The sequence below is a fragment of the Pseudomonas sp. JL27(2026) genome (genome assembly GCF_056933555.1).
In genome coordinates this window covers 3,241,104-3,268,102 of record NZ_CM167794.1, presented here as the reverse complement: position 1 = coordinate 3,268,102, position 26,999 = coordinate 3,241,104, and the positions used below count along the sequence as shown (strand labels likewise).

Below are 26,999 nucleotides of genomic sequence, written 5' to 3'. Positions count from 1 at the left end.
GGGCGGCTGCGTGGGTCAACTCTGTGCAATGGGAAAAGGATCAGCAGTGATGCGTCTGCATAAAACCAAATCAAAACCGATGGCTCGTGACACTGCACACGGCTGCGTCCCTTTGCCTGTTGAACCGGGTTCGCTGTATCTCAAGCCGTTGGCTCGGACCATTGCCTTGATGCTGCTGGCGGGCTCCGCTCAGGCGGCGCAGCCCGCTGCGTTCGGCGCAAGCTGGTTTGCCGCCAAAGGCGCGGCGCAGACGAGCGCTGCCACACGCCCCGATGTGCAGGTGCCAGGGGCTGCGCCACCGCTGGCCCAACAGCAACGGGCCAATCAGCAGTTACAGCGCTCGCTGACCCACCTCAACAACACCGTGGCGGCGATTGCCGCGCAGCAAGCGGCGCAGGCGGCAGGGCGTGCGGCCGCGATGGTGGGGCCTGAAACCGTGCACAACGGCCTGGGCGGCAATGGCTTGAACCTGGTGATTGGTGCCGACGGCAAACCGGCGTTTGTCAATGCCCAGGGGCCGGTGCAGACCGACGCCAACGGCAAGACCCTGGTGTCGATCAAGCAGACCGCCGATAAGGCCATCCTCAACTGGGACACCTTTAACATCGGGCGTAATACCACGGTCGAGTTCCAGCAAAACGCCGATTGGGCAGCCCTTAACCGGGTCAACAATTCGACCGCGCCGAGCCAGATCCAGGGTGCGATCAAGGCCAACGGCACGGTGCTGATCATCAACCAGAACGGCATCGTGTTCAGTGGCAGCAGCCAGGTCAACGTGCGCAACCTGGTGGCCGCCGCCACGGCCTTCGATGACAACCAGTTCAAGAGCAACGGCCTCTACAGCCCCGGCGGCGCCCCGACCTTCACCCAGGCTGGCGGCAAGGTGGTGGTGGAGCGGGGCGCGAAGATCGAAACCCACGCCCCGGCCTCTTCCACGGCGGGCGGTGGTTATGTGTTGCTGCTCGGCAGCGAAGTCAGCAACGCCGGGACCATCAGCACCGCCAAGGGTCAGGCGGCGCTGGCGGCAGGCGACAGTTTCGTGATCAAGAAAGGTTACGGCACCGAGGGCAATGCCAACTCGACCACCCGTGGCAACGAAGTCACGGCCACGGGCACCGGTACGGTCAGCAACAGCGGCTTGTTGCAAGCCGCCCTCGGTGATATCAGCCTGACCGGGCATGACGTGCTGCAAAACGGCGTCGCCCTGGCGAGCACCACGGTGGACATTCGCGGCACCGTGCACCTGAACGCCAGCGCAAGTGTGACGCTGGGCGAAGGCAGCACCAGCGCGATTCTGCTCGACAGCAGTGGAGCGCTGGACAGCCAGCGTACCGGCCTGATGGCGCCTGTGGCGCCCGGTGTCGGGGATGTGTCGCTGGGCGACAGCTACCGCCGCGACCAGTCGCTGATTGCGATCAACAGTGCCGGCACGGTGGACTTCCAGAGCGGCTCGATGACCCTGGCCACTGGTGGTCAGGTTGGCGTGCGCGCCGGTCAGCGCAGTCTGGTGCGCGACGGTGCGGTGATCGACGTGTCCGGTGCAGTCGGCGTGAAGGTCGCGATGGAGTCCAACAGCGTCAAGGTCAACATCCAGGGCAATGAGCAGCGCGACGCCTCGGGCAACCGTGAGAAAGGCGGGCTGAACAGCAAGGACGTGTGGGTCGATACCCGTGAGCTGGTGTTCGTCCCTGCCGGCACCAACGGCTACGCCACCGACCGTTGGTACACCGCGGGCGGTTTGCTGGAGGTCAGCGGTTACCTGGGCACGCGCAACCACAGCATCGGCGAGTGGATGGCCCAGGGCGGCAGCGTGAATTTTTCCGGCAACGATGTGGTGACCCGGCAGGGCTCGCAGATCAACGTTTCCGGCGGCACCCTCGACGTGCAGGCGGGCACGGTGAAACAGAGCTGGCTCAAGGGTAACGATGGTCGTTTGTATGAGTTGTCCCGCGCACCGGGCGACATCCTCTACACCGGCCTCTACCAGGGCTATGAAGATCACAGCCAGCGTTGGGGGCAGACGGCGTTCTACTACAACCCGCTGATTGCTCCGCGTGAACGTTTCGAGAGTGGCTACAGCGTCGGCCGCGATGCGGGCAGCCTGGTGATCGGCACTCGCAACGCCGTGCTGGAGGGGCAGATTGTCGGCGATACGTTCCAGGGCGACCGTCAGGTGCAGCGTGCGCAAGTGGGCCTGGATGGCTATAACCAGTCGCAGAACGCCGTGGCCCGCGCCGGGCAGTTGGTGGTCGGCAGCTACGTGCCGTACTTCGTCAAAAGCAGCGGCACCTTGCAGTACAGCCTGGGGGCCACCGCCAATACGCTGAAGCATGTGGTGCTCGGCCACGACGTGCGCGACCTTGCGGCCGGTCTGAACCTGAGCGACGCCGTGACCGAAGACCGTCAGGGGGCGTTGTACCTCAACAGTGACCGGCTCAATGGCTTCAACCTCGGCGCGATCAAAATTGCGGCGAGCGACAGCATTAAAGTCGACGGCGATCTGCACGTCGCCCCGGCGGGCAACATCACGCTGTTCGGGCCGCACATCGAGGTCGCGGCCAACCTGACCGCACGCGGCGGCAGCCTGCAACTCGGCAACGTGCTGAACCAGATGAGCGGCAACTTGCGGGCTGAGGACACCACGCTTGAGGCCGCGCCGGGCAAGCGTGCCATGGTCAGCGTGGGCCAGGGTGTCACCCTTGATACTCGTGGCGTGTGGAGCAACTTGCAGCACAACCCGAACGACAGCGCAGGCCTGGCGTTCCTCAATGGCGGCAGCATTTCCCTGCGCAGCAGCGGCGATGCAACGCTGGCGGCCGGCAGCCGTGTGGACGTGTCGTCGGGTGCGGCGCTGCTGGCGGACGGCAAGCAAAGAGGTGGGAAGGGTGGTGACCTGACGCTGGCGGCGAATGCCAACAGAACCGGGGCTGCCGGTGCGTTGGTGATCGACGGCGAAATCCGTGGCTACGGTGTCGACGGTGGGGGCACCCTGAACGTGCAGGCCGGGAAGGTGCTGATCAGCGATCATCCGCAGGTGGCTGAACCCGGCCGGGTGGTGTTGGGCGGCGATTTTTTTGCCAAGGGTTTTTCAGCCTATGACATCACCGGCAACGAAGGTCTGATCGTTGCGGACGGCACTCAGGTGGACGTGACGCTGCCGGTCTATCGTTTCGCCGACAACGCTCAGAGCAGCGTCAGCGGCGTTGATCCACAGTCGGTGTTGCAGGTGTGGACGCCGCCGCTCTATTCGGAGGATCCGGTCAAGGGGCTGCTGAGCCCGCGCAAAGGCGCGGACCTGAGCCTGCGCGCCGGGACCGAACTGTCGAGCGCGGCTGAACGCCAGAGCGTTGCGGCGGTGATCGGCAAAGGGGCGCGGATCAGTGTCGATCCGGGGCGCTCCCTGAGTATCGGCAGCATCGGCCAACTGACGGTTGACGGGCAGCTTGATGCCTGGGGCGGCCGAATTGTCCTGAGCGAGATCCAGCCCGTGGGCGTGCGTCTGGGGCAAGCGGTCGATGAAGCGCCGCATCAGCGTTCGATCCGTTTGGGCGAGCATGCCTTGCTGGATGTGTCGGCCCGTGCGGTCACGGCGGTTGACGCCCAGGGCCGACGCTACGGCCAAGTGGCTGACGGCGGCAGCATCGTGGTCGGCGGCAGCGTCGATCACAGCAATGGCACGGCCACGGCGCCGGACCTGTTCGTGGTGCTGGAGCAGGGCGCGCGGTTGCTGGCCAACGGCAATCAGGCCGAGCTGGATGTGCGTGGTCAGGGCCCGACGCGTATCGCCAGTGCGGGCGGCAGCATTGCCGTGAGTTCCAACAATGGCCTGGTGCTCAACGGTACCTTGATGGCCGCAGCCGGTGGCAAAGGGGCGGCGGGTGGCAGCCTGTCGGTGGCATTGGAAACCCCGCAGTACCTGACGGCCACTGTGGACGACAAGGTGCGTTTGCCGCGTGAATTGGTCCTCGGCCAGGGGCCGGACATGGTCTCGACGGACGCCGGGCTCACTTATGGCAAGGCGCGTCTGGACGTCGGCAAAGTCGCTGCCGGTGGCTTCGATAACCTGACCTTGCTGAGTAACGGCATTCTGTCCTTCGACGGCGATGTTTCACTGAACCTGGGGCAAAGTTTGCAGCTCTATGCCGGCTCCCTGGCGCTGGCCGACACCTCGGCGGGCAACAGCCGGGTGTCGCTGGCCGCGCCTTATGTGCGCCTGGCCGGGGCAACCGCCAGGGGCGGACTCGAATCCGCGTTACGGCCGACCGTGCAGGGTGGCTTGTCTGTTCAGGAGAGTGCTGCGCACTTGCAGGTCGACGCAGACCTGCTGGACCTACGCGATGTGCTGACCCTCGGCGCCCATGGCACGCTGGAGCAGAAACAGCGGCCGTCCTTGACGGTCGACCGGCGTGGTTTTGCGTTGGCGCAGTTGAACAGCCGTGGGGATCTGCGCTTGCTCGCCAGTTCCCCGCTGAACGTTGAAGCCATCGGTACGCAGTTGCACAGCAACGCCGACTTGAGCCTGCTCGCGGCGCAGATCTACCCGACCACGGGCGCCAAGGCGCTGGTCCGGACCACCGCCGATTCGACATTGCGCATCGGCCGCAGCACCCACGTGCTCCCGGCGCAGCCGTATTCGGTGTTCGGTTCGCTGAGCCTGGATGCCGGGACGCTGCTGCAAGGCGGGGTGGTGCGTGCGCCGTTGGGCATGCTGAGCCTGGGCGTGGATGCCGGGAACACCCGGACCTTGCGCCTGTTGCCGGGCAGCGTCACGTCGGTCAGTGGCGCGGGGCTGAACCTGCCTTATGGCGGCACTGTCGACGGTCTGTCGTACCGCTACAACGGCAAGGATGTGGAATTGCTCGGGGTTGGCGGCAGCGCCTCGGTCAACGTGCTCTCGAGGGGGCTTTCGATGACCGCCAAGAGCATCGACGTACAGCCGCAGGCGCTGCTTGATTTGTCCGGTGGCGGCGAGTTGGCCGGTGCGGGGTTCATTTCCGGGCGTGGCGGTTCCACCGATGCGCGCTTTAATCCGCTGGTACAGGTGGGCGCCGACGGCCGTTTTGTACTGCCGGGGCTGGGCACCAACCCGGTGTATGCGATTGTTCCGGGTGAGCAACGGGCCTATGCGCCGCCCGCCGGTGAGCGTGGCGTGCGCGACCCGGTGATTGGCCAGCGCATTACCCTGGATGCCGGGGTTCCGGGGTTGCCGGCGGGCACTTACACCTTGCTGCCATCGACCTATGCGCTGTTGCCGGGGGCCTTTCGGGTTGAGCTCAACGGGCTGGCCAGCGCCGGGAAACTGACTGGCAGCCTGGCGATGCGCAACGGCTCCTGGGCGACCTCGGCGGGCTTGTCCATTGCCAACACCGGGATCGAGGATGCGCTGTCGCGTCAGGTGATCCTGACTTCGGCCCAGGTGCTGCGCCGTTACTCGCAGTACAACGAAACCGGGTATGCCGCTTTCGCCAAGGCCGACGCCGCGCTCAAGGGCGTGCCGCGTCCGATGATCGAGGCCGACGGTAAAACCCTGCGCCTGAAATTCACCGGCACGGGCGACCCGGCCAGTGCCTTGAGCTTCAACGGGCTGGCGAACTTCACCCCGGCCAAGGACGGGCTGGCCGGCAGCGTGGGCATTTTCTCGACGAGCTACGACCTCGAAGTGCTGGCGGCCGGGCAGGCTGTCACGCCGGGCTTTAGCGGGCTTTCGTTGTATGACAGCGCGTTGAACGGGTTGAAGGCGCCTCGGCTGTCGATCGGCGTGCTGCCGGGCGTGTTGTATGGCCAGGGCGGCAATCAGGTGACCTTCACCGGCACGCTCGGCAACATCGCCCTGCGTCAGGGCGCGAGCCTCAAGGCCGGGGAAGTGTTCCTGGTGACCAACGTCAAGGCAGGCGGGATCGTCATCGAGCAGGGCGCGAGCATCAATACCCTGGGGCAGGGCAAGGCTCCTTTCGATTCGCAAAGCGGCTATGTGTATGACCCCGGTGCCAACAGTCTGTTGGCGGTCTCCAACGGTTGGCTGGACATGCTCCCGCCCTCCGTGGCCACAAACGGGACCTCGGGCCCGGGTTCGATTCGCATCGGGCTGTGCTCGTTGCCGGTGTGCAGCGGCACGACCGAGTTGTACTCCGGGGGGACGATTACAGCGGCCACCGACAACACCTTCAGCCTTGATGAATCAGTACGTTTCGGCACGCGCAACCTGGCTCTGGCGGTCGGCTCAATCAACATCGGCTCCGAGCAATCACTGGTCGCCGCACACGGGCGAAACGCCCTGCCTCAAGGGCTCACGCTCAATCAACAGGTCCTGAACCGGCTGTTGCGCGGCGACACGCTCAAGGGTGCCCCCGCGCTTGAAAATCTGGTGTTCAATGTGCGTGACTCGGTCAATTTCTATGAAAATGCCGAACTCAGTACCCTTGACCCGGTGACCGGAAAGTCCAGCCTGCAACGGCTGGTGCTCGGCACTCCGGCGATCTACGGTTACGGTGCCACCGGGGACCGGGCGAGCATCCGCACCGGCACGCTGGTCTGGAATGGCGCCGCGACCCCGGCCGGTGCGCCCATCGGCGGTGGGCCGGGTACCGGCAGCGGCCTGCTGGATATCCAGACCGATGTGCTGGAGTTCGGCTATGGCCCGAGCACCCAGCCGAACAACGTCGACACCCTGCAACGCCTGACGCTGGGGTTTGCCCAGGTCAGCCTGAACGCCAATCAGCGAATCAGCGCCAACCACAAAGGTGCGCTGAACGTTTATCAGTCGCGGGGTGAATACGTCAGTGGCAGCGGCTATGGCTATTCGGGCGGCGACCTGTTGGTCAATACGCCGCTGTGGACCGGTGAAGCCGGCTCCATCAACCGGATCAAGGCCGGTGGCGCCATCACCGTGGCCGGCGTGCCGGGTCGTGTCGCGGCGCCGGGCAGCAACGGGGCATTGGGCGCGGAACTGGCGCTGGAAGGTCGCAGCCTGTTGCTGGGCAGCACGGTGCGGTTGCCCAGCGGCAAGTTGACCCTGGCGGCCAGTGGCGACGTGGTGCTGGGTGACGGCGCGCTGATCGATCTGGCCGGGCGTGAACAAGTCCTCAACGATGTGCGCAAGTACAGCTGGGGCGGTGACCTGATCCTCGACAGCCGCAGCGGCAACATCCGGCAGGCAGCCGGGTCGACTATCGACCTCAGTGCCCGCAACAATCGCGCGGGTCTGTTGACTGCCATCGCTCTGGACGCCGGTGCTGGGCACATCGACCTGCAAGGTCATATCCTCGGTGCGGCCAGCGGCGCTTACAACGCCGGTGGCACGTTGGTGCCGTACGCGGGCGGTGCGGTAGATCTGCGTGGGCAACGGTTGGGTGACTTTGCTGCACTGAACCAGCGTCTGACCCGCGATCAGGTGTTTGGCTCGCGCAGCTTCCAGATCAAGCAGGGCGACCTGGTGATCGGCAACGAACTCAAGGCCAACGACATCAACGTTTCAGTGGATGGCGGCAGCCTGAGTGTGGTCGGCACGGTCGATGCCAGCGGTGAGCGGGTCGGCAGTATTCGCCTGGCGGGCAAGCATGGCCTGACCATTGGCGCCAGCGCACTGCTCGACACCCACGGGACCCGACTGCGGGTCGACAGCTACGGCAAAATCATCGACAGCCCGAACCGGGCCGTGATCGAACTCACCGCCGGCGACGGCCAGTTGACCCTCGCCAGTGGTGCGCGTTTCGACCTGCGCCATGGCACGGCGGCGGCTATCGGCAGTGCGGCCGGGCAAAACGACGGCAAGCCTAGGGGCACCCTGGAACTCAACGCACCACGCTTGCGGGCCGATGACCCGAGGTATGGCGACATCGCCATCGATGCCAGCGGCAGCCTGAACATTCAGGGTGCACGTTCGATCGCCCTCAACGGCACCGCGCGTTATACCGATGCGCCCGACGGCACCACGCCAGCCACTAGCGGGCGGCCGTATCAGGTGATCGATAAGACTTATCTGGACGGCAAACACGCGGACAGCCAGGCGTTCATCAACGCCGCGCTGACCAACGATACATTGCTGCACGGCAAACTGGCCGGGCTGAACAACGCCACCTACGCCGATGCGTTCCACCTGCGCCCCGGCGTGGACATTGTCAGCAAGACCCCGGACGGCGACATGGTGGTGCAGGGCGATCTCGACTTGTCCAGCTATCGCTACGCCAGCCTCAACCCGCACACGCAAAAGACGTCGGTTTACGGCTCCGGCGAGTCGGGCAATCTGGTGCTGCGTGCCGGTGGCAACCTGAACATCTACGGCAGCATCACCGATGGTTTCGCTCCGCCCGAGACGGGCGATCCGACTCAGCGCACCGATGGCAATGGCTGGTTGCTGCTACCTGGAAAACAGCCGTTCGGTGATGACCTGATTGTGCCGGGCAGCGGCGTCGAGTTGGCTGAAGACACGCTGTATCCAGGTGGCAAAGTCTTGAACTATGCGGTGCCGTTCAAGGCGCTGAGTTTGCCGGCGGGCACTGAACTGCCGACGACGTTGAGCCTCGATGCGGCATTGAACCTGCCGGCCGGGACACTGCTGCACGCGGCGATTCATGATGGCAGCGGTCATCTGCTGTTCGCCGCCGGAACGATACTGAGCCAAGGCATCATGCTGCCGGTCGGCACGCAACTGGATGCCGGCAGTCGGCTGTCCGTGCCGATGACGGTCCAGGATGCCACCTGGCCCAAAGGCGTGGCGTTGCCCTCCGTCGGGTTGACCCAGCGCGGCGTATTGTCCCTGGGCGTGGGTGCGCTGATTGCGGTGGGCACCGACGTCAAACTGGCGACGGGCGTCGACCTGATCGAATTGCGCCCGAGCAGCGACGGGGTTCAGGGGCGCAACTGGGCGCTGGCGGCGTTACTCCCGGACGGCTCGCAGTCGTGGTCGATGCGGCTGGTGGCGGGTGCCGACACCACGGCGGCCGATACGCGCCTGACGCGTCCCCACGCCGAGAACGGCAACCTGCAACTGGCCGACGGGCATTACATGGCCAAGCGCGTAACGACGCCGGGCGTGACGCCGGGCACCGGGTTTGTCTGGGGGCCGGACAACTACCTTCAATACCCGGAAGGCACGCCGGTCTCGCCGGATGAGCTGTTCTGGTGCGACATCTTCCCCGATTCCTGTGTCGCCGTTGTTGACCCGGAGCCGCCAAGACCGCCAACCACCACTGTCACCCCGCAAGGCCAACTGTTCAGTGTGTTGCGCACCGGCACCGGGGATCTCGACCTGCTCAGCGCCGGTGATTTGCGCATGCAATCGCTGTATGGCGTATACACCGCGGGCACACAGTCGGCGTCGCTGGCACCGGGTGCCAATGATCCTTACCAGCAGGCTCGCGGGCGCTTGCCTGATGGCACCGTGCTGGGGCCGGACGGCAGCGCTTATGAGTCCTTGACCGTGGGTGCTGCTCACAAAGCCTGGTACCCCGAGCAGGGCGGGAACGTGCGGTTGGTAGTGGGCGGTGACCTGCAAGGCGATTCCAGGCGAAACGCCCAGGCGATGAATACCACGTTTTCCGTGGGCGAAACGTCGTCCGGGGTGGGCGGCTGGTTGTGGCGTCAGGGGACGGGTGTGACGGCCAACCCGGACGCGCAGATCCCGACGGCCTGGTGGATCAACTACGGCACTTTTGCCTTGCAACCGTCGTCGGCGGCCACCGCCCCGGTGTTGGTCGGGTTCACCGGCATCGGCACGCTGGGTGGCGGCAATCTGAGTGTCAATGTGGCGGGTGACGCCGGATTGTTGAGCGAGCAGCAGACCGCTCCGGGAGCGGTGGCCGAACGCAGTCAGGGGTTGGTGCTGGCTGTAGGCAGCAGTGGACGGGTGACGCGTGATGGCAGCCTGGTGCAGACCGGTGGCGGTGACTTGAACGTACAGGTCGGCGGCGGATTCAACCCGTCGCAAACCGCACGGCTGCTGACCAGTGCGGCGGCCGACCTCAACGGGGCGCTGATCAATACACGGGGCGCATTGAAGCTTGAGGCCGGCTCGGTCGGTGCCTTGAAACTGATGTATGGCGGCTTTGCGCCCTTGCAGGACAATCAAGAATCCCGTGCCTACGACGTGTACGTGGCCACAAAAGCGGCAGCGCAGGGCGGGTTGATTGTGATGCCGGGGGATGCCGGCGTGAGCCTCGACAGCCGTGGCGACCTGGTGTTGCAGGGTGTCGGCGATCCCGGGCGGGTGGTGATGCAGAACTCGACCGGTTTCACTGACCGTGACGGCATCCTGCGTGACGGTGGCGGGTTGAGCCAGTTCTCGTTATGGACCACGAACACAGCCATCGACCTGTTCAGTGCCGGCGGCAACCTGACCCCCATCGTCGCGACCGAAATCCAGGGCGATGCGAATGCTGTTTCAAGCGGCGGACGTTTTGTCTATCCGTCGATCCTGCGGGCCACCGCACCGAACGGCAGTCTGTATTACGGCGCTTCCGCCTTGGCGGCAACGGGGCCGTCGACCCCGGTTTCGCTGATAACCGCGCCGTCGGCCACCGGCCAACTGCAACTGATTGCCGGTGATTCCATTTATGCCGGGGGCTATGCGGTGACCCAGTCCGGCGCCGACCCAGCGGCGATGTCCAGCCCCCTTCGCCCAGCCTTTGCAGGGTATCGCGGGGCAATGGTCCAGCCGCTCTACGCCAACTACGGCAATGGCCTGCAGTTTTCACCGAGTGAGTTTCCGTTGTTCAGCTTTGCGGCCAATACCTTCAGCAACCAGCATTACGCCGAGCGCGAGCCGGTGCGGTTCTACGCGGTCAACGGCGACATTGTCGGCTTGCGCACCGGGGAAATCCTGCGCTACCCCACCAATGGCAACGAAGTCCGATACGAAGGCAGTGGCCCGCTGCGGGTGATGGCCGGCCGTGACATCGTCAATGCCGGTACGCCGCTGGACACCTTTACCTTCGTGCCCACTGGTGTGAATGGAATAGCGGAGGGCCACTCTACCGGCAACCTGATCGTTCATAGCCGCCCTGATGATATTTCGGTGGTGTCGGCCGGTCGGGACATTCGCCTCAGTACATTCAACGTCGCCGGGCCGGGTTTGCTGGAGGTCAGCGCCGGCCGCAATCTGTATGGCTCGGGCCCCGGTGTCGGGCAGGTGTATCAGGAAAGTGCCTTCAACAGCATCGGCAATGTCGATCCGGGGGCGGTGGTTCGCGACGGTGGGGCTTCGATTACCTTGATTGCGGGGGCCGGTGCTCAAGGCCCGAACTACAAAGGGCTGCTGGCGCGTTACCTGCAACCGGGCGCGGCACTGAAAAACTACAGTGTCGAACTCAATCAGTGGTTGCTCGAGCGGTTTGGCTATCGGGGTGGCGAGGCACAGGCCTCGGCGTTCTTCGCAGGATTGCCGGCCGAACAACAGAACGTGTTTGCCAGGAAAATCTACTTCGCCGAACTCAAGGCCGGTGGCCGTGAGTACAACACCGTGGGCGGCGCACGTAGCGGCAGTTATGTGCGGGGCCGCGAGGCGATTGCCGCGCTGTTCCCGAGCAAGGATGTGGCGGGCAACAGCATTCGCTACGACGGCGACGTCACGTTGTACGGCGGGTCCGGGGTCCATACCGATTTCGGCGGCGACATCCAGGTGCTCACCCCCGGTGGACAACAGATTTTTGGCGTCGAAGGCAATGCACCACCGTCCACGGCGGGGGTTATCACCCAAGGCTCCGGGGACATCCAGTTGTACTCGCAGGGCAGCATCCTGCTGGGCCAGAGCCGGATCATGACCACGTTCGGTGGTTCGATCATGGGTTGGTCGGCGGGCGGTGACATCAACGCCGGGCGCGGCTCGAAAACCACGGTGGTCTACACTCCGCCCAAACGCGCCTATGACACGTGGGGCAACGTCACGCTGTCGCCTTCGGTGCCGAGCACCGGGGCAGGGATCGCGACCTTGAATCCGATTGCCGAGGTGACGCCTGGCGACATCGACCTGATCGCACCATTGGGCACCATTGATGCTGGCGAGGCGGGGATCCGTGTCTCGGGGAACGTGAACATCGCCGCGTTGCACGTGGTGAACGCGGCGAATATCCAGACCCAGGGCAAGTCGTCGGGTGTGCCGGTGGTGGCGTCGGTCAATACCGGGGCGATTGCCTCGGCCAGTTCGGCGGCGACCTCGGCGACCCAGGCCGCCGAGGATGTGGCGCGTCAGCAGCAGGCGGCCCAGCGGCAGAATCAGCCGTCGGTGTTCACCGTGCAGGTGTTGAGTTTTGGTCAGGAGCAATTGGTGCCGTCCCGTGACGGTGCGAGCCGTGCGCCGGTGTCGGGTTACAACCCGCAGAGTCCGGTACAGGTGTTGGGGGCGGGTGAACTCACTGAGCAGGCGCGCCAGCAGTTGACGGAAGAAGAGCGGGGCAACCTGACGTTATAAGTTCTCTCGTTGTAAACCTTTGGGGTGGCCGATCAGGCCACCTTTTTTTTGCCCACGATCCCTACACCCACTCACTCAATCAACTGGGCGAGCTTGCTCCGGGCGGCGATCCGACGAAGGCGGCCTGACAGCCGACCCATTTCTCGCAGATGTCCACCGTCCAAAATGTGGGAGCGGGCTTGCTCGCGAAGACGGCCTGACAACCAACCAATCTCTTGCAGATGTACATATCCATTCCTTCGGTAACGGCCACTGGCGGTTTCGCCCTTACGGCGACTCACTTTTTTTACAAGCGCCAAAAAAAAGTAAGCAAAAAAACGCTCGCCCCAAGCGTACGGCACCTCGCCAAGGCTCGGCGTTCCCTCGCTCCGGTGTCCATCAGGGGGCATCGCCTACGGTCTGCTTCGCGACGACCTCCTCTCGATGTGTCCGGCTACGCCGTACGGCGCTGCGCGCCAACCCCCTGCTGAACACCTCCACTCGGCCTTCCGAAGGGGCGGGTGGATCAAAAGCCAAATCCAAAGCAACGGCAACAGCAACGCCCATGTCCGTGTCCGGGCTACACCTCCTGCTTTTGAAATGAAGCTTTTATGACAAAAGTTCGGTAGCCCATGGCCAGTCCTGTCTTGGAGAGGTGAAGCGCTGGGGCGGCCGGTTGGCCACTTTCCCGGGCGCGAGCAGCACGCCAGGAGTGAGGCAATGGGGACTATGGAACGTTACTCGAAAGTAGGCATGCAGGAGCTCGACCAACGTTTGTCGAAGATCGTCGAAGCGGCGCGCAAGAAGCCGGTGTCGGTCTATCGCTATGGCGCGCCGTGGGTCTGGATTGTGTCTCAGGACGATTGGCAGGGGGCTCTCAAGGAGGTGTCCAGCTACATCCCGCCGGGGCATTCGCTGGTGTTGTTGCGTCCGCAAATCGACGACTTGCTCGATGAGCACCGTGACCTGTTGCAAGGCCTCGCAGCCGAGCCCGGCATGCTGATTGCGCCGCAAACCGTCATGCACATCCTGCTGCTGCAACTGCTCTATTCGGTGCCCAGTGAGCAGCAGCTCTATGAACAGCTCAATTACAACCTGCTGTTTCGCTGGTTCGTCGGCCTGGACCTGAACCAGAAAGTCTGGAGCTTCAGCGTCCTGAACAACGCCATCACCACCTTGCTGAACAACCCGCGGGCGGTGCAGTTGATCCAGAAAATCATCGGTGAAGTGTTCTGCGGGGCTTTGCTGCAAATGCCTGAGTTCTCCCTGAACTTTGCGCTGCTGCACAGCTGGCTGGCCAAGCACGCCACCACATCGACCAGCAGTAATTGAGCGCGCCAAACGCTGTACAGACAGCGACGGTGGTTTCGAACACGCGGCATGCAGTCTTTTCGAATTCAGGGGGTGGTGTGGAGCATTATTTTAAAACCGGGCGAGCGCATCGAACCGCACGCTGGCTGCCGGCGTGCGGCTGGCTGGTGTCGGCGATGCTGGTGCAGCCGGTGATGGCCGAGGAGGTTGCGCCCCCGGCGAAGTTGGTGGATGTGAACGAGTACTTCGTGCGCGGCAACACCGTGCTCGATGCGCGGGCGATCGAGGAAGCGGTGTACCCGTTTCTCGGCCCGCAAAAAGCCTTGAGTGACATCGAAGGCGCCCGCGAGGCGTTGCAGAAGGTCTATCAGGCGCGCGGCTATCAGTCGGTGTTCGTCGAGTTGCCGGAGCAGAAGGTCGAGGACGGCATCGTCTACCTGCAGGTCAGTGAAACCAAGGTCGGTCGGGTCCGGGTGGTCGGTGCCAAACACTACTCGCCGCTGGACATCCGCGAAGAGGTTCCGGCGCTCAAGGAAGGTGAAGTGCCGGACTTCAGCAAGGTCCAGGGCGAACTCGCCAGCCTCAACAAGACCCCGGGGCGTCAGGTCATGCCGCTGGTACGCGAAGGCCAGCGGCCGGGCACCATGGACGTCGATTTGCAGGTGCAAGACCAGAACCCCTGGCAGGCGAGCATCGGCCTGAATAACGACTACAGCGCCGACACCGAGAAACTGCGGACCGTGACCACGCTGGGCTACAACAACCTTTGGCAGTTGGGCCACAGCATTTCGCTGACCTACTTCACAGCGCCGCAGGACACCGATAACGCCAAAGTCTGGTCCGGTTCCTACAGCGCACCGTTGAGCGAGCGCTGGACCGTGCAACTGGCCGGTTACCAGTCCGACAGCAATGTTGCGACCATCGGTGGCAGCAATGTCTTGGGCAAGGGCCACTCCTACGGGATTTCGGCGATCTACAGCCTGCCGGCGACCGGTAGCTGGGCGAACTCGTTTTCGCTCGGCGTGGACTTCAAGGACTTCAAGGAACAACTGACCCTGGGCGGTGAACGCGACACGGTGCCGCTCAAATACGCGCCGTTCACCTTCGCCTACAACGGTTTTCGCTACACCGAAAGCTCCCAGTTGGGGCTGGGCCTGAGCCTGGTGGCGGGCACCCGAAGCCTGTTTGGCTATGGCAGTTCCGACGAAGACTTCGACTACAAACGCTACCGCGCCAACCCTAGTTTTGCCGTGCTCAAGGGCGACCTGAATTACACCTTCACCTTCGCCAACGATTGGCAAACCGCCTCAAAAACCGCCTTCCAGTTGGCCTCCGGGCCATTGGTTTCCAACGAGCAGTTCTCCGCCGGGGGTGCAACGTCGGTGCGCGGTTACCTGGCCGCCGAGCGCACGGGGGATGACGGCTTGCTGATCTCCCAGGAACTGCGCACGCCTTCGCTGGCCAAGTACCTGGGCACCTACGTCAACGAGTGGCGCTTCTACGCCTTTGCCGAAGGTGCGCGGTTGTCCCTGCGCGATGAGCTACCCGATCAGGAGGCTGATTACAGCCTGGCAAGTGTCGGCCTGGGCACCCGCGCGAGTTTGAGCAAGTGGCTGTCCGGCAGCCTGGATTGGGGCTATCCGCTGCTGGATGGGCCGAACACCTCGAAGCAGGAATCGCGCCTGCATTTCAACCTGCAAGCGACGTTTTGAACCTACGGAGTATTTGTCATGCAACGCCTATTCATTGCTGTGTTGATCTGCCTGGGCTTCGTGCTCCCGGCCACTGCCCAGGCCTGGTGGCAGGACGACTGGCATTACCGCAAACAGATTTCGGTCGACACCACGCCTCAGGGCGCGGCGATCAACGAAGCCCTGGGGCGCACCGCATTGCTGGTGCGCCTGCACACCGGCAACTTCACCTTTGACGGGGTCAAGGAGGACGGGGCGGACCTGCGTTTCGTCGCCGCGGACGACAAAACCGTGCTCAACCACCAGATCGAAAGCTTCGACCCGCTGATGGGCATGGCGCTGATCTGGGTCGATGTGCCAAAGGTTGAAGGCGGCCAGCGTCAGGACATCTGGATGTACTACGGCAACCAGAAGGCCTCGGCCACCGGCAACGGTCAGTTGACGTTCGACCCCAATTACACCGCGCTCTATCACTTCGATGGTGCCAACGGCACACCGGCCCGTGACACCACGGCCTACGGCAACACTGCCCAAAGCGCCACCGGCGCGAGCATCGATGGGGTGATCGGGCATGCCTTGCAGTTCAGCGGTCAGCCTCTGTTGCTGCCGGCCAGCCCTTCGTTGCAACACAACGCTGGCAGCGCCTTCACCTTCAGCGCCTGGCTGCGGCTCGATCAGGCTACCGGCGAGCAGATGTTGCTGGCCCGTCGGGAAGGGACCAACAGCCTGTTGATCGGCCTCAAGCAAGGACTGCCGTTCGTGGAAATCGACGGCCAGCGCGTGGTGTCGACCCAGCCGCTGAACCCTGGCCAGTGGCAACACCTGGCCTTGACCGCTGAAGGCAGCAACGTGGTGTTGTTCGTCAACGGTCGTGAAGCGGCCAGCCTCGCAGCGGCAATCCCTGCGTTCAATTCGGTCATGGCCATTGGCGCCGACCTGCCGGTCACCGAAGGCACCCTCAGCAGTTATCAGCCGTTCCATGGCGCGATGGATGAACTGCGCCTGTCCAAGGTCGCGCGTGCGGCCGCGCTGCTGCTGGCCGATGCTTCATCCCAGGGCGCCGAGTCGAAACTGGTGGCCTACGGTGTCGACGAAGAACAGTCAGGGTTCGGTTTCGGCAGCCTGGGCTTTCTGCTTAACGCGGTGCCCATCGACGCCTGGGTGATCATCGCGGTGCTGGTGCTGATGATGTTCCAGTCATGGGTCATCATGATCCGCAAGAACCGCATGGTCAGCCGCCTCAGTGCGGCCAACGAAGTGTTCCGCGAGCAATTCGCCAAGGTCGGTACGCGTCTTGAGATGTTTGCCGACGATCAGGAACTGGCCCAGCGCCTGACACATTCCTCGCTGTGGCGCCTGTACCTGGTGGCGGTCAAGGAAATCCGCACCCGCCGCGAGCAGGGCGCTGACACATCCTCGGTGTCGGCGGCGACCATCGAAGCTATTCGCTGTTCCATGGACGGTGTGCGCACCCGCGAAAACCAGCAACTGAGTTCGAAACTCTCGACCTTGTCCAATGCCATTGCCGGTGGTCCGTACATCGGCCTGCTCGGTACGGTCCTGGGGATTATGGTGGTGTTCCTCGGCACTGCGATGGCGGGCGACGTGAACATCAACGCCATCGCGCCGGGGATGGCGGCCGCGCTGCTGGCCACCGCCATGGGCCTGTTCGTCGCGATCCCCGCGCTGTTTGGCTACAACCGGCTGATCACCCGCAACAAGGAAGTCAGCGCCGACATGCGGGTGTTTGTCGACGAGTTCATTACCCGGTTGGCGGAGATGCACGGCGAAAGCCAGTTCAGTGAGGCCGCGCACCAGCGGGGCAATCACCTCAATTCAACCGTGCCGGCCTGAGGGGAACGACCATGGCTTCAGTGAACGCTTCCCACGACGATGACGATGACGCGGCGGTCGACAGCATCAACATCACACCGCTGGTCGACGTGCTGATGGTGGTGCTGGTGATGTTCATCCTCACCGCCACTGCCCAGGTGTCCGGGATCCAGATCAACCTGCCCAAGGCCAGCGCCTCGGTGTCACTGTCCGAAGCCAAGACCAAGGCGATTTCGGTCAATGACGGCGGGCAGGTCTTTCTCGACGCCTACCCGGTGACCCTGGCAGAGCTTGAAGACCGCCTGCGCATCGAAAAGGCCCAGAGCCCGGACTTCCCGGTGATCGTGCGCGGTGATGCGACGGTGCAGTACCAGAAGGTGATCGAGGTGCTGGACTTGCTGCGACGCCTGGAACTGTCCCAGGTCGGTCTCGTCACCGGCAAACCGAGCCAGGGCTGACCATGACCGCACACCAGCCGATCAACCCGCTACCGGTGAAGAAGTCACCGATGCGTTTCGTGAAATGGGGCGCCGGGCTGCTGCTCGGCGCCGGTGCAGCCTGGCTGCTCTGGCAGTGGGCCCACGACATGAGTGGCGTGCGCCGCGAAGCGCCGAAGGTGCCGACGATTATTCCATTGCCACCGCCACCTCCGCCGCCGCCCGAGAAACCCAAGGAGCCAGAGCCGAAAGTCGAAGAGAAGGTGGTCGAGCCCGAGCCAACGCCCGAACCCGAGGAGGTCAAGCCTGAAGAGGAGGCCCCGCCGAGCCCGGTCGACGACCTGGCCAACCCGATGCAGATGGACGGCGATGCCCAGTCCGGCAACGACGCCTTCAACATCGGCGCTGGCAAGGGCGGCGGCATGGCCGGCGCCGGAGGCGGACGCCTGGGCAATGGCACGTACAGCCAGTTTCTGGCGTTCACGTTTCAGCGCTTGCTGCGAGAGAACCCGGACCTGCGCAACCTGGCGTTTTCACTGCAGGCCGATGTCTGGCTGAGCAGTGTCGGCGAGATCACCCGGGTCGAGCTGGTGAAGTCCAGCGGCAACCCCGAGGTCGACGCCCAGGTACTCGCCGCATTGCGCGCCGCACCGAATCTACAGGAACGGCCACCGGCCTCCATGACTTTACCCGTGCGCCTGTCCCTGCAAGGGCGACGTGCGGGTTAACCGACACATTTTGCAGTTTTGCCAAAAGGAGTTGTGTGCAGATGATTTCCAACGTGAATCGATTGTCCCTGGCGGTCGGCATGGTCATAGCGACCCTGGTCGGGCACGCGGCGGCAGCGCCTGCGCCCTCGGAAAACGCCACGATCAATCTGATCCGCTTGCTGGTGCAGCAAGGCGTGCTCAAGCAGGACCAGGCCGATGGCCTGATCGCGCAGGCAGAAAAGGAGGCGGTGCAGGCGCGTCAGGCTGCCACCGCCGTGGCCGCAGGCCCGGCCGCCGCGCCGGGGGATGTGCGCGTGCAGTACGTACCGAACATTGTTCGCGAGCAGATTCGTGACCAGGTCAAGGCTGAGGTCATGGCCACCGCCAAACAGGAAAACTGGGCGCAGCCCAACACCTTCCCGGACTGGGTGTCGCGCATCAGTTTCGATGGCGATATCCGCCTGCGTGACGAGTCGCGCTACTACTCGGGCAGCAACAGCAACCATATCGTCGACTTCGCCAAGCTCAACGACAAAGGCCCTTACGACGTCAACCCGAACAGCAGTTCCAGCCTGCCGCCGTTGCTCAACACCCGTGAAGACCGGGAAAACCTGTTCCGCCTGCGCGCTCGCCTGGGCATGAAAGCGGTGATTGCGCCCGAGTGGTCAGCGGGCATCCGCATCGGCACCGGCTCTGACAACAACCCGGTATCGACCACCCAGACCCTGGGCGGAGGCTTTGGCAAGAAAGACATCTGGCTCGATCAGGGTTACCTGACCTGGAAGCCGTCCGAGGAGTTGACCCTGACCGGTGGACGGATCGCCAACCCGTTCTATTCCACCGACATGCTCTATTCCAACGACCTGAATTTCGACGGTGTGGCCGCGACCTTCAACCATGCACTCAGCCAGAACTGGGGCGTGTTCGGCACCGTCGGTGCGTTCCCGGTGGAGTACACCAACGACACGTCCACCAGCAACGGCACCGACAAGGAAGACAGCGACAACAAGTGGCTGTACGGCGCGCAGATCGGCGCCAACTGGGCGCTCAACAGCAGTAACCGTCTCAAGGGTGCGTTGGCCTATTACCGTTTCGACGACATCGAAGGCCAGCGCTCCAGCCCTTGCCAACCCTGGGCCGGTGCGCCGGGCTGCGACACCGACGGCAGCCGCGTGGCATTCATGCAGAAGGGCAACAGCGTGTTCCTGCTGCGCGACATCACGCCGAACCCGCTTAACCCGAAAACCACGCCGCAGCCGCAATTTGTCGGCCTGGCCTCCGAGTTCAACCTGCTGGACCTGAACCTGGTCTGGGACGCCGACCTGCCGGAAGACTTCAAGTTGCGCAGCCAGGGCAACTACATCCACAACCTGGGCTACGACGAAGGCGACATGCGCAAGCGGTCCGAAGGCCAGATCGTCAACAACCTCGACAGCGACGGCAACATCAAGAGCGGCGCCAATGCCTGGATGGTCCAGTTCACCCTGGGCAACAGCCTGGAGTTGAAGAAGCAGGGCGACTGGAACTTCTTCGCCGGCTACAAGTACATCCAGCCGGATGCCTTGCCGGACGGCTTCAACGATTCCTCGTTCCACCTCGGCGGCACCAACGCCAAGGGTTACTTCATGGGCGGCAACTATGGGCTGGCCAAGAACGTCTTCGCGACCGGCCGCTGGCTGAGTTCCGAAGCGGTGTATGGCGCGCCGTTCGACATCGATGTCTTGCAGCTTGAAATCAACACGCGCTTCTAAGGCGCCGGGAGAACCGTCATGAACATGCGAGCCCAGGCCCGCTGGACGTACATGTTGTTGGCCGTCGGTGTGTGTTTCGCCAGTGGCGTGTCGGCCGAAGGCATGGAAGAACGTCTGCGCACGCAACTGCGCAGCACCACCGCGCAACTGCAAGCGCTGCAAAGTGAACAGGCCCAGGCCAGCGCTGCGCGGATCGCCGCCGAGAATCAGGCCAAGGCGTCTCAAACGCAGATCAAGCAATTGACGGCGGAGCTGGCCAAGGCCAAGGCCCTGGCGGAACAGTTGGCCGGTCAGCAGGACAGCCTGCAAAGCCGCGCCCAGGCACAGGCCGCCGCCAGCAGCGAGCAGATCGGCAAGTTCAAACAGGCCTATGACGAGCTGTTGGTCATGGCCCGTGGCAAAGAGGCAGAACGGTCTAAGCTTCAGGCGCAATTGGCCGAACGTGACACACAAGTGCAGCAATGTTCGGTCAAGAATCAGCAGATGTACGGTGTGGCCAAGGAGATTCTCCAGGCCTACGAAAAAATCGACGTGAGCGAAGTCATGAAGATTCGCCAACCGTTCGCCGGCAGTGCCCGGGTCAGGTTCGAGGAACTGGCCCAGGGCTTTGGCGACGATTTGTACAAGACTCAGTTCGATGCCCCTCAGGCAGCGGCTCATTGATGACCAAGGAAGAATCAACCATGACTCAAGCACAACTGATCGCCAGCGTTAGCCCTCAGTCCCTGACCGACGTCCTGCAAGGCGCCGGGTACCGGGTCAACCAGACCGAACAGAACGGCATTGTGCAACTGCTCAGCGCCAGCCAGGGCATCGGTTACGCCGTGCGTTTCGGTAACCCGGCGACGGATCAGGGCAGTTTTGTCGACTTCACCTTCAGTTGCGCCCTGCGTGTTCAAGGTGAACTGCCGGCAGGGCTGGCGGAATTGTGGAACGCGTCGCGCCGGTTTGCCCGGTTGTCAGTGCAAGGTGAGTTCCTGGTGATGGAAATGGACGTGGTGCTGGCCGCCGGTGTCAGCGTCGATCACCTGCGCAGCAACCTGGAACTGTGGGACCGTTTGCTTCAGGAGTTCATCGTTTACCTGCGTGATTACAGCCAGCACGCCGCGCAGTTGCAGGCTCAGGCTGAAAAAACCGAACCCGCGCCTCAGGAAGAGGTGCAGAGCCTGTGAGAAAACACACCCTCGTGGCCAGCGCGGGTGTGCTGGCCTTGCTGGTGATCGCGGTCGGCCTGGGCGTGCGCTCAGGCGTTGACCCGGTGGCCGCACAAACGCCTGCGCAGACACCGCTCAAGGTGGGTGCCGAGGGCGAGGCTGTGGCGCGACTGGGCAACCAGCTCATCGCACCCGATGAGCTCAAGGCGCTGTTCGCCGCGTTGCCGGCCGAATCCCGTGAGCAGTTGCGCGGCGACCGCCCGGCACTGGATAGCTGGATCCGCACGCGCCTGGCGCAAAAAGCCGTGCTCGAACAGGCTGATGCCCAAGGTTGGGCGCAGCGCCCGGACGTCGTGTTGCAAACCCGTGCGGCCACCGAACAGATTGTGTTCCGCGATTACTTGCAGTCGGTCAGTCAGGTCCCGGCCGGCTACCCGAGCGAAGCCGAGTTGCAGCAGGCTTATGACGCCGGGAAGTCGACCTGGATGACCCCGGCGTTGTACCGCGTCAGCCAGATCTTCCTTGCCGCACCTGACCCGCAAAACCTCGACGCAGTGCGAAAGCAAGCGCTGGACCTGAGCAAAAAGGCCCAAGGCATGTCGTCCACCGAGTTCACGGCGCTGGTCGCTGAGTACTCACAGGATCAGGGCAGCGCGCAACGCGGTGGGGACACCGGGTTGCAACCCTTGCAGCAACTGGTGCCGGAAGTGCGGGTGGCCGTGGCGCGGTTGAAGGTCGGCGCGGTGGCCGATCCGGTGCAGAGCGCGGCGGGGTTCCATGTGATCAAGCTCACCGAGCACCAACCGGCGCGCGTGGCCACGCTGGACGAATTGCGCGATCGCCTGACCCAGGCCTTGCGTGCCCAGCGTCAGGAACAGATCGCCAAGGCCTATCTGGAAGGCATGCTCAATACCGCGACCTTGAGTATTGATGGGGCGCAGTTGAACAAAGTGCTGGAGGAAAAACTGTAGTTTACGGGGATTCAAACAACGCCATCGCAAGCACCCCGGCCCGCCACACCGCCCGCTCCTGCAAGCGCAGTGCGGCGATCCGGGTTGCCTGCGGTCGGTTGCCCGGCAACCGTCTGAATCATCAGTTGCAAACGCAATGGACGCTCACCCCAACAAGATCGACAGGGAGTCATCGATGTCATTCATAGAACCCACAGGACGCCTGGGTGTTAACGACTATCGCGCCACGAACGCCAACCCCGATGCCTGGCTGGCATTGGCCGACGACATCGACCCGGACGTTGCCCAGTATTTTCTGGTCAGTGCCCGATGCGGTTGCTTCATGCAGGCGGCGCGCAGCCTCAATATCAAATCCACGTTGCTGCGCAAGCAACTGGCCCACCTCGAGGGGCTGTTGCGTCGCTCGCTGTTCAGCTATCAGGGCAGTGCCTTGACCCTGAGCCGCGAAGGGCAGCAATTGCAGGCGCAACTGGTGGCGCTGGCTCACGAGCGCAAGTTGCCGGTGATCGAGCAACCGCTGATTCGCCTGGCGGTGGCCGAGTCGATCCTGCATGACATTCTTGGCCGTGACCTGATTTCCCTGCTGCGCCGCAACGCCAGCGTCCGGCTGGAGATCATCTCTCTGGACAGCGAACTCTCCCTGCAAGCCATCAGCGCCGATGTGGTGCTGTGGCTGGCCAGCATTGACTCACCGTTGCCAGGGCCCAGTTTTGCGATTACCGAACCGTGGCCATTGGCGCGTCTGGATTACCTGCCGCACATTGCCAAGCGTTATTCGCGGGTTGCCGCCAGGCCGGACAGCACCGATGACCTGGCCGACTACATGCTGGTGCAGTGGCAACATGATCGGCAGATCGGCAGTTTTCTCCCGTGGAATACCTTGGTCGACCAGCGCCTGGCGGGCGTTGCCCAGGTCGATTCCTATGAACTGATGCTGGAGATGATTCGCTGCAGCGCCTGCATTGGTCTGCTGCCGGGGTACATCAGCCGTTTTGATCGGGGGCTGACGGCATTGCCGGGGCTGTTCATGGAACCCATGCAGCGTCAGGTGTGGATGGCCGTCAACGTGCAGTCGCAGCATGAGCTGCAAGTGCAGTTGATTGTCGACTTGATCCAGAACACTTTCAGCGAGCGGCGCGAGTGGTTTGAAGAGGGTGGTGCAAAAGCGGGCTAAGCCCCTACACTCGACGGCCACCCTTTGATTCATGGATGAGCCGTCATGCCCGATACAGCCCCTGTCATTACCCTCGAGCGTTTCAACGAACACCATATCGAAGGCATCACCGCGCTGTACAACGACCCTGCGGTCGCACGCCAGGTGCTGCAAACGCCGTTTCAGTCCACCGAGGTCTGGCGCAAACGCCTGGCATCGGACAACGAGCGCGTGGTGCAACTGGTGGCGCTGCATCAGGGGCAGGTGATCGGCAACATTGGCCTGGAGCAGTTCTCGCGGGTGCGTCGCAGCCATTGCGCCAATGTCGGCATGGGCGTGGCGGTCGCCTGGCAGGGGCAGGGCGTGGGGACGAAGCTGCTGGCGGCGGTGCTGGAGATCGCAGACAACTGGATGAACCTGCAACGGGTCGAACTGTCGGTGTACGCCGATAACGAAGCGGCAATTGCCCTGTACCGCAAATTCGGTTTTGAAGACGAAGGCCTGTTTCGCGATTACGCCGTGCGCGACGGTGTGCTGGTGAATGCCTTGAGCATGGCGCGCCTGCGTCGCACGCTCAAGGCCTCCTGAGTCAATCGCCGAGGGCAAACGCCACGGCTGCCCGGGCATGCAACCCGGTGGTGTCAAACAACGGCAACTCACTGTGCCCGGGTTTGATCAGCAGGCTGATTTCCGTGCAGCCGAGGATGATGGCTTGAGCGCCACGCGCCGCCAGTGATTCAATCACCTGCTGGTAAACCCTGCGTGACGCTTCGCTGATGACCCCGACACACAATTCCTCATAGATGATGCGGTGCACGGCCTGGCGCTCGGCCGGGTCGGGCACCAGCACTTGCAGGCCTTGGGCGGCGAGGCGGTTCTTGAGGAAGTCCTGCTCCATCGTGAAGGCGGTTCCCAGCAGGCCCACGGTCAGCGCGCCAGCCTCGACGGCGGCATGCCCGGCCGGGTCGGCAATGTGCAGGAAGGGCACGGACACCGCTGCCTGAATCTGTTCGGCCACCAAGTGCATGGTGTTGGTACACAGCACCACACATTCAGCGCCACCGGCTTCCAGACGCCGGGCCGCGTCCACCAGAATCACCGCGGCATCGTCCCAGCGTCCGGCATGTTGAGCCTGTTCGACAGGCCCGAAGTCGACGCTGTACATTAACAACTTCGCTGAACGCAGCGGCCCGAGCCGGTCGCGTACCTGTTGATTGATGAGCCGGTAATACTCGGCGCTGGACTCCCAGCTCATGCCGCCGATAAGGCCGATGGTGCGCATGCGATGCTCCTGTTATTGGTCAACACTGTGCAAGCGAGTGTCCCGTGATCCCTTGGCCCGATCTATCAGGAAATTTCACATGCCGGTTGCGCTGAGCCAAACCTTGTTGGGCGGCAAACTCTGCCTGCACCTCTTGCCGCGTGCGGCCTACAGTGCACGTGATCCGCTGACCGCGCAAACCCTGGGCGTGAGCCTTGAGCGTCAGAGTGGCGTGCATTCGATTGATTCGGATCAGCGGGTGGATTTCGACACCTTGCCCGGAGTGCTGGCCTACACCCCGGCGGGCGTCGAGGTGTTTTCCGAGTCCGCCACGGGAGGCGAGTACCTGCTGGTGCGCTGGAGCGAGGCCTTCAGTGCGGCGTCGGGTTTCTCTTCTTCGCGGCGTGTGCAGTGCCAAGGTCATGGCCGCGCCCTGGCGCTCGGTCGAACGGCGCGGCGCTTGTTACTGGATCCGCACACCGAACAGATGGCGATAGAGGAATGTGCGCTGGCCTTTGCCGGCCTGCCTATCCTTGAGAAACCCGAGCGGGTGATGCCCAGGACGTTCGGCAAAGTATTGCAACAGATCGCCGAACAGTTCGACCAGCCCTTGTCCCTGGCGCAACTGGCGGCCACGGGCGGGCAAACCGAACTGCGCTTTCTGCGTGACTTCACCCGTGCCATTGGTCTGACGCCCCACGCGTACCTCGTCGAAGTCCGGGTTCAGGCCGCCCGGCGTTTGATCGAGCAAACGACGCTGCCATTGGCCGCCATCGCCCAGGACACCGGTTTCGCCCACCAGTCGCACATGGGCAGCGCGTTTCGCACATTGCTGGGCATGACCCCCAGCCAGTACCGGGCCCGGTTTTAGTCGTACGCAGGTGGCAGGCATCTGCCATGCTGAGTGTCCGTAATACCGGTTTATCCAAGGAACAGCGCAATGGACGACGTACAGCAACTGGCTGAGATGCTTCGCCACTATGCAGACAGTGAAGCGCACAAGAAGCAGGTTTTCGAAACACAATCGTCGGTGTGGGCTATCCGCATTCATGAACTGTTCGGGCAGATCGAGCAGTGGCTGGCGCTGGTCAAGGCGCCGGGTCTGCTGGAGGTCAGTCGCGAGGCCTATGTGGCGTTCGGGCCGAGCGTGCCGGTCGAGACGTCGACCTTCAGGACCGAGAAGCTGAGCATCCTGATCACCGGAAAACCGGTGGAGTTCGTCCCGGAAGTGATGGGCGCCAACGGCCAGATCTCCCTGGCGGTAATGGGCCTGACGGCCGCCCGTTATGGCAGCGTTTCACTGGTGTGCCTGCCACCGGCCATCGACTGGCAATGGCGCAAGACCAACGGCCTGAAAGACCCTGACACCTTTGCCTTTGACGCCAACTTTCTTGCCCAGCAGTTGCAGAGCCTGATTCCGCGCGAGCGAGGCTGAGGGGTTTCTCCAGGAATGGCTGACGGTGTGCTTCAAATTTTCGCGGGAGCGTGGACGTTGAGTTTGTAGGTTCTTTGCGCGGATTGACCGACGCATTGAGTCCCATAACTGCTGGTGTACACCGAGACCTTGTAAACGCCTGGAGCTGCTGGCGTGCCCTGGATTTGCGCCTGATTCGTCTGCTCCAGATACACCAGTTCCAGTCCCTGGGGCAGAGGCATCGCGGGGTCTACATAAAACCCGCTGACCGGCGAGCGGGTATCGGGCACTTCCAGGCGCACGAAGTAGGGCTGACCTGCATTTGCAACGGGCAGGTTGCCGGGTTGAATCTCGATATCAGGGCGGCCTGCACACGTCGCGATCGTGAGCAGCTCACATCCGCTGAGCATCAACGGCAGGCAGAAAACAAGAAAGGATGCACGTTTCATCTGTTGTCTTGTTTGATTGATGAATTGCGCACACATTTCATTGAGTCTCTGTGGGGGCGAGGACGTGGAGTTGATAGGTCCGCTCTGCTCTTTGACCGGTACATTGAGTACCGTTGCTGCTGATGTAAACCGAGACCTCATAAATGCCAGGTGTTGTCGGTATGCCTTTGATTTCGGCCTGATTCGTCTGCCTTTGATAAACCAGTTCCAAGCCCGCGGGAAGAGGCTTGGCGGAGGTTACGTAGAAGCCTCTTACCGAAGCTTGGCTCTCGGGTACTTCAAGGCGCACGTGATAGGGGCTACCGACTTTCGCAACCGGTAGACGGTCGGGTTGAATCTCGATGTCAGAGCGGCCAATGCAGCCCGCGATCATGAGCAGCTCACATCCGCTGAGCATCAGCGTCAAACACACAATTGAAAGACCCCTGATCATCCCTGCCGGTTTTGCGCTCATGCGTGCACGTCCTTGTGAATAAGGCGGC

Annotated in this window: 17 protein-coding genes; 14 read left to right on the top strand and 3 right to left on the bottom strand. The window is 63.2% G+C overall.

What is annotated here, in order from left to right:
* Positions 1–49: 49 nt before the first annotated feature.
* The 12 genes from AC1Z1G_RS14815 to AC1Z1G_RS14760 all read left to right on the top strand — a co-directional run bounded on the left by AC1Z1G_RS14815 (position 50) and on the right by AC1Z1G_RS14760 (position 23,981).
* The gene (locus AC1Z1G_RS14815) at positions 50–12,403 is read left to right on the top strand and encodes a filamentous haemagglutinin family protein (RefSeq protein WP_483620824.1); all 12,354 of its coding nucleotides are present in this window, start codon (positions 50–52) and stop codon (positions 12,401–12,403) included.
* A 699-nt stretch (positions 12,404–13,102) separates the two neighbouring features.
* Entirely contained in the window at positions 13,103–13,714 is a 612-nt protein-coding gene (locus AC1Z1G_RS14810) for a transposase (protein ID WP_483620823.1), read from the top strand.
* Between the two features lie 77 nt (positions 13,715–13,791).
* A complete protein-coding gene (locus AC1Z1G_RS14805) occupies positions 13,792–15,405 on the top strand; it encodes a ShlB/FhaC/HecB family hemolysin secretion/activation protein (protein ID WP_483620822.1) in 1,614 nt (537 codons plus the stop codon).
* A gap of 18 nt (positions 15,406–15,423) precedes the next feature.
* Positions 15,424–17,238 carry a DUF2341 domain-containing protein gene (locus AC1Z1G_RS14800; RefSeq protein ID WP_483620821.1) on the top strand — a complete coding sequence of 605 codons (1,815 nt, stop codon included), beginning with the start codon at positions 15,424–15,426 and terminating at the stop codon, positions 17,236–17,238.
* 11 nt (positions 17,239–17,249) lie between these two features.
* Entirely contained in the window at positions 17,250–17,675 is a 426-nt protein-coding gene (locus AC1Z1G_RS14795; protein ID WP_282317374.1) for an ExbD/TolR family protein, read from the top strand.
* Between the two features lie 2 nt (positions 17,676–17,677).
* Positions 17,678–18,382, top strand: coding sequence for an energy transducer TonB (locus AC1Z1G_RS14790; RefSeq protein WP_483620820.1), 705 nt, complete (start codon positions 17,678–17,680; stop codon positions 18,380–18,382).
* A gap of 41 nt (positions 18,383–18,423) precedes the next feature.
* Positions 18,424–20,115: a putative porin gene (locus AC1Z1G_RS14785; RefSeq protein WP_483620819.1), complete on the top strand. Its 1,692-nt coding sequence runs from the start codon at positions 18,424–18,426 to the stop codon at positions 20,113–20,115.
* Between the two features lie 18 nt (positions 20,116–20,133).
* Positions 20,134–20,778, top strand: a complete 645-nt coding sequence (locus AC1Z1G_RS14780) for a DNA repair protein (protein ID WP_483620818.1) — start codon at positions 20,134–20,136, stop codon at positions 20,776–20,778.
* Between the two features lie 20 nt (positions 20,779–20,798).
* Positions 20,799–21,287: a YbjN domain-containing protein gene (locus AC1Z1G_RS14775; protein WP_483620817.1), complete on the top strand. Its 489-nt coding sequence runs from the start codon at positions 20,799–20,801 to the stop codon at positions 21,285–21,287.
* Entirely contained in the window at positions 21,284–22,240 is a 957-nt protein-coding gene (locus tag AC1Z1G_RS14770; RefSeq protein ID WP_483620816.1) for a peptidylprolyl isomerase, read from the top strand. Before AC1Z1G_RS14775 ends, AC1Z1G_RS14770 begins: the two co-directional genes overlap by 4 nt.
* Positions 22,241–22,415: 175 nt before the next feature.
* A complete protein-coding gene (locus AC1Z1G_RS14765; protein ID WP_483620815.1) occupies positions 22,416–23,414 on the top strand; it encodes a LysR substrate-binding domain-containing protein in 999 nt (332 codons plus the stop codon).
* A 45-nt stretch (positions 23,415–23,459) separates the two neighbouring features.
* The gene (locus tag AC1Z1G_RS14760; protein WP_483620814.1) at positions 23,460–23,981 is read left to right on the top strand and encodes a GNAT family N-acetyltransferase; all 522 of its coding nucleotides are present in this window, start codon (positions 23,460–23,462) and stop codon (positions 23,979–23,981) included.
* A 1-nt stretch (position 23,982) separates the two neighbouring features.
* Here AC1Z1G_RS14760 and AC1Z1G_RS14755 read toward each other — a convergent pair whose 3' ends face one another.
* Positions 23,983–24,675, bottom strand: a complete 693-nt coding sequence (locus AC1Z1G_RS14755) for an aspartate/glutamate racemase family protein (RefSeq protein ID WP_483620813.1) — start codon at positions 24,673–24,675, stop codon at positions 23,983–23,985.
* A 79-nt stretch (positions 24,676–24,754) separates the two neighbouring features.
* Between AC1Z1G_RS14755 and AC1Z1G_RS14750 the strand changes: the two genes are divergently transcribed.
* Complete coding sequence (locus tag AC1Z1G_RS14750) at positions 24,755–25,525, top strand: helix-turn-helix domain-containing protein (RefSeq protein ID WP_483620812.1); 771 nt, start codon at positions 24,755–24,757, stop codon at positions 25,523–25,525.
* Between the two features lie 69 nt (positions 25,526–25,594).
* The gene (locus tag AC1Z1G_RS14745; RefSeq protein WP_483620811.1) at positions 25,595–26,089 is read left to right on the top strand and encodes a hypothetical protein; all 495 of its coding nucleotides are present in this window, start codon (positions 25,595–25,597) and stop codon (positions 26,087–26,089) included.
* 32 nt (positions 26,090–26,121) lie between these two features.
* Here AC1Z1G_RS14745 and AC1Z1G_RS14740 read toward each other — a convergent pair whose 3' ends face one another.
* Together AC1Z1G_RS14740 and AC1Z1G_RS14735 are read right to left on the bottom strand one after the other, a co-directional pair.
* On the bottom strand, positions 26,122–26,517 hold the full coding sequence (locus tag AC1Z1G_RS14740; RefSeq protein WP_483620810.1) for a hypothetical protein: 396 nt from the start codon (positions 26,515–26,517) through the stop codon (positions 26,122–26,124).
* A 37-nt stretch (positions 26,518–26,554) separates the two neighbouring features.
* Positions 26,555–26,971 (bottom strand): hypothetical protein, encoded by a 417-nt coding sequence (locus AC1Z1G_RS14735; protein ID WP_483620809.1) that lies wholly within the window; start codon positions 26,969–26,971, stop codon positions 26,555–26,557.
* Positions 26,972–26,999: the final 28 nt, after the last annotated feature.

What these genes read in the sequence shown, in the direction of transcription:
- AC1Z1G_RS14750 (WP_483620812.1), top strand. Translation starts at nt 24,755, where the DNA reads ATGCCGGTTGCGCTGAGCCAAACCTTGTTGGGCGGCAAACTCTGCCTG.
- AC1Z1G_RS14760 (WP_483620814.1), top strand. Translation starts at nt 23,460, where the DNA reads ATGCCCGATACAGCCCCTGTCATTACCCTCGAGCGTTTCAACGAACAC.
- AC1Z1G_RS14810 (WP_483620823.1), top strand. Translation starts at nt 13,103, where the DNA reads ATGGGGACTATGGAACGTTACTCGAAAGTAGGCATGCAGGAGCTCGAC.
- AC1Z1G_RS14755 (WP_483620813.1), bottom strand. Translation starts at nt 24,675, where the DNA reads ATGCGCACCATCGGCCTTATCGGCGGCATGAGCTGGGAGTCCAGCGCC.
- AC1Z1G_RS14745 (WP_483620811.1), top strand. Translation starts at nt 25,595, where the DNA reads ATGGACGACGTACAGCAACTGGCTGAGATGCTTCGCCACTATGCAGAC.
- AC1Z1G_RS14780 (WP_483620818.1), top strand. Translation starts at nt 20,134, where the DNA reads ATGAACATGCGAGCCCAGGCCCGCTGGACGTACATGTTGTTGGCCGTC.
- AC1Z1G_RS14790 (WP_483620820.1), top strand. Translation starts at nt 17,678, where the DNA reads ATGACCGCACACCAGCCGATCAACCCGCTACCGGTGAAGAAGTCACCG.
- AC1Z1G_RS14795 (WP_282317374.1), top strand. Translation starts at nt 17,250, where the DNA reads ATGGCTTCAGTGAACGCTTCCCACGACGATGACGATGACGCGGCGGTC.
- AC1Z1G_RS14800 (WP_483620821.1), top strand. Translation starts at nt 15,424, where the DNA reads ATGCAACGCCTATTCATTGCTGTGTTGATCTGCCTGGGCTTCGTGCTC.
- AC1Z1G_RS14785 (WP_483620819.1), top strand. Translation starts at nt 18,424, where the DNA reads ATGATTTCCAACGTGAATCGATTGTCCCTGGCGGTCGGCATGGTCATA.
- AC1Z1G_RS14735 (WP_483620809.1), bottom strand. Translation starts at nt 26,971, where the DNA reads ATGAGCGCAAAACCGGCAGGGATGATCAGGGGTCTTTCAATTGTGTGT.
- AC1Z1G_RS14740 (WP_483620810.1), bottom strand. Translation starts at nt 26,517, where the DNA reads ATGAAACGTGCATCCTTTCTTGTTTTCTGCCTGCCGTTGATGCTCAGC.
- AC1Z1G_RS14765 (WP_483620815.1), top strand. Translation starts at nt 22,416, where the DNA reads ATGTCATTCATAGAACCCACAGGACGCCTGGGTGTTAACGACTATCGC.
- AC1Z1G_RS14815 (WP_483620824.1), top strand. Translation starts at nt 50, where the DNA reads ATGCGTCTGCATAAAACCAAATCAAAACCGATGGCTCGTGACACTGCA.
- AC1Z1G_RS14775 (WP_483620817.1), top strand. Translation starts at nt 20,799, where the DNA reads ATGACTCAAGCACAACTGATCGCCAGCGTTAGCCCTCAGTCCCTGACC.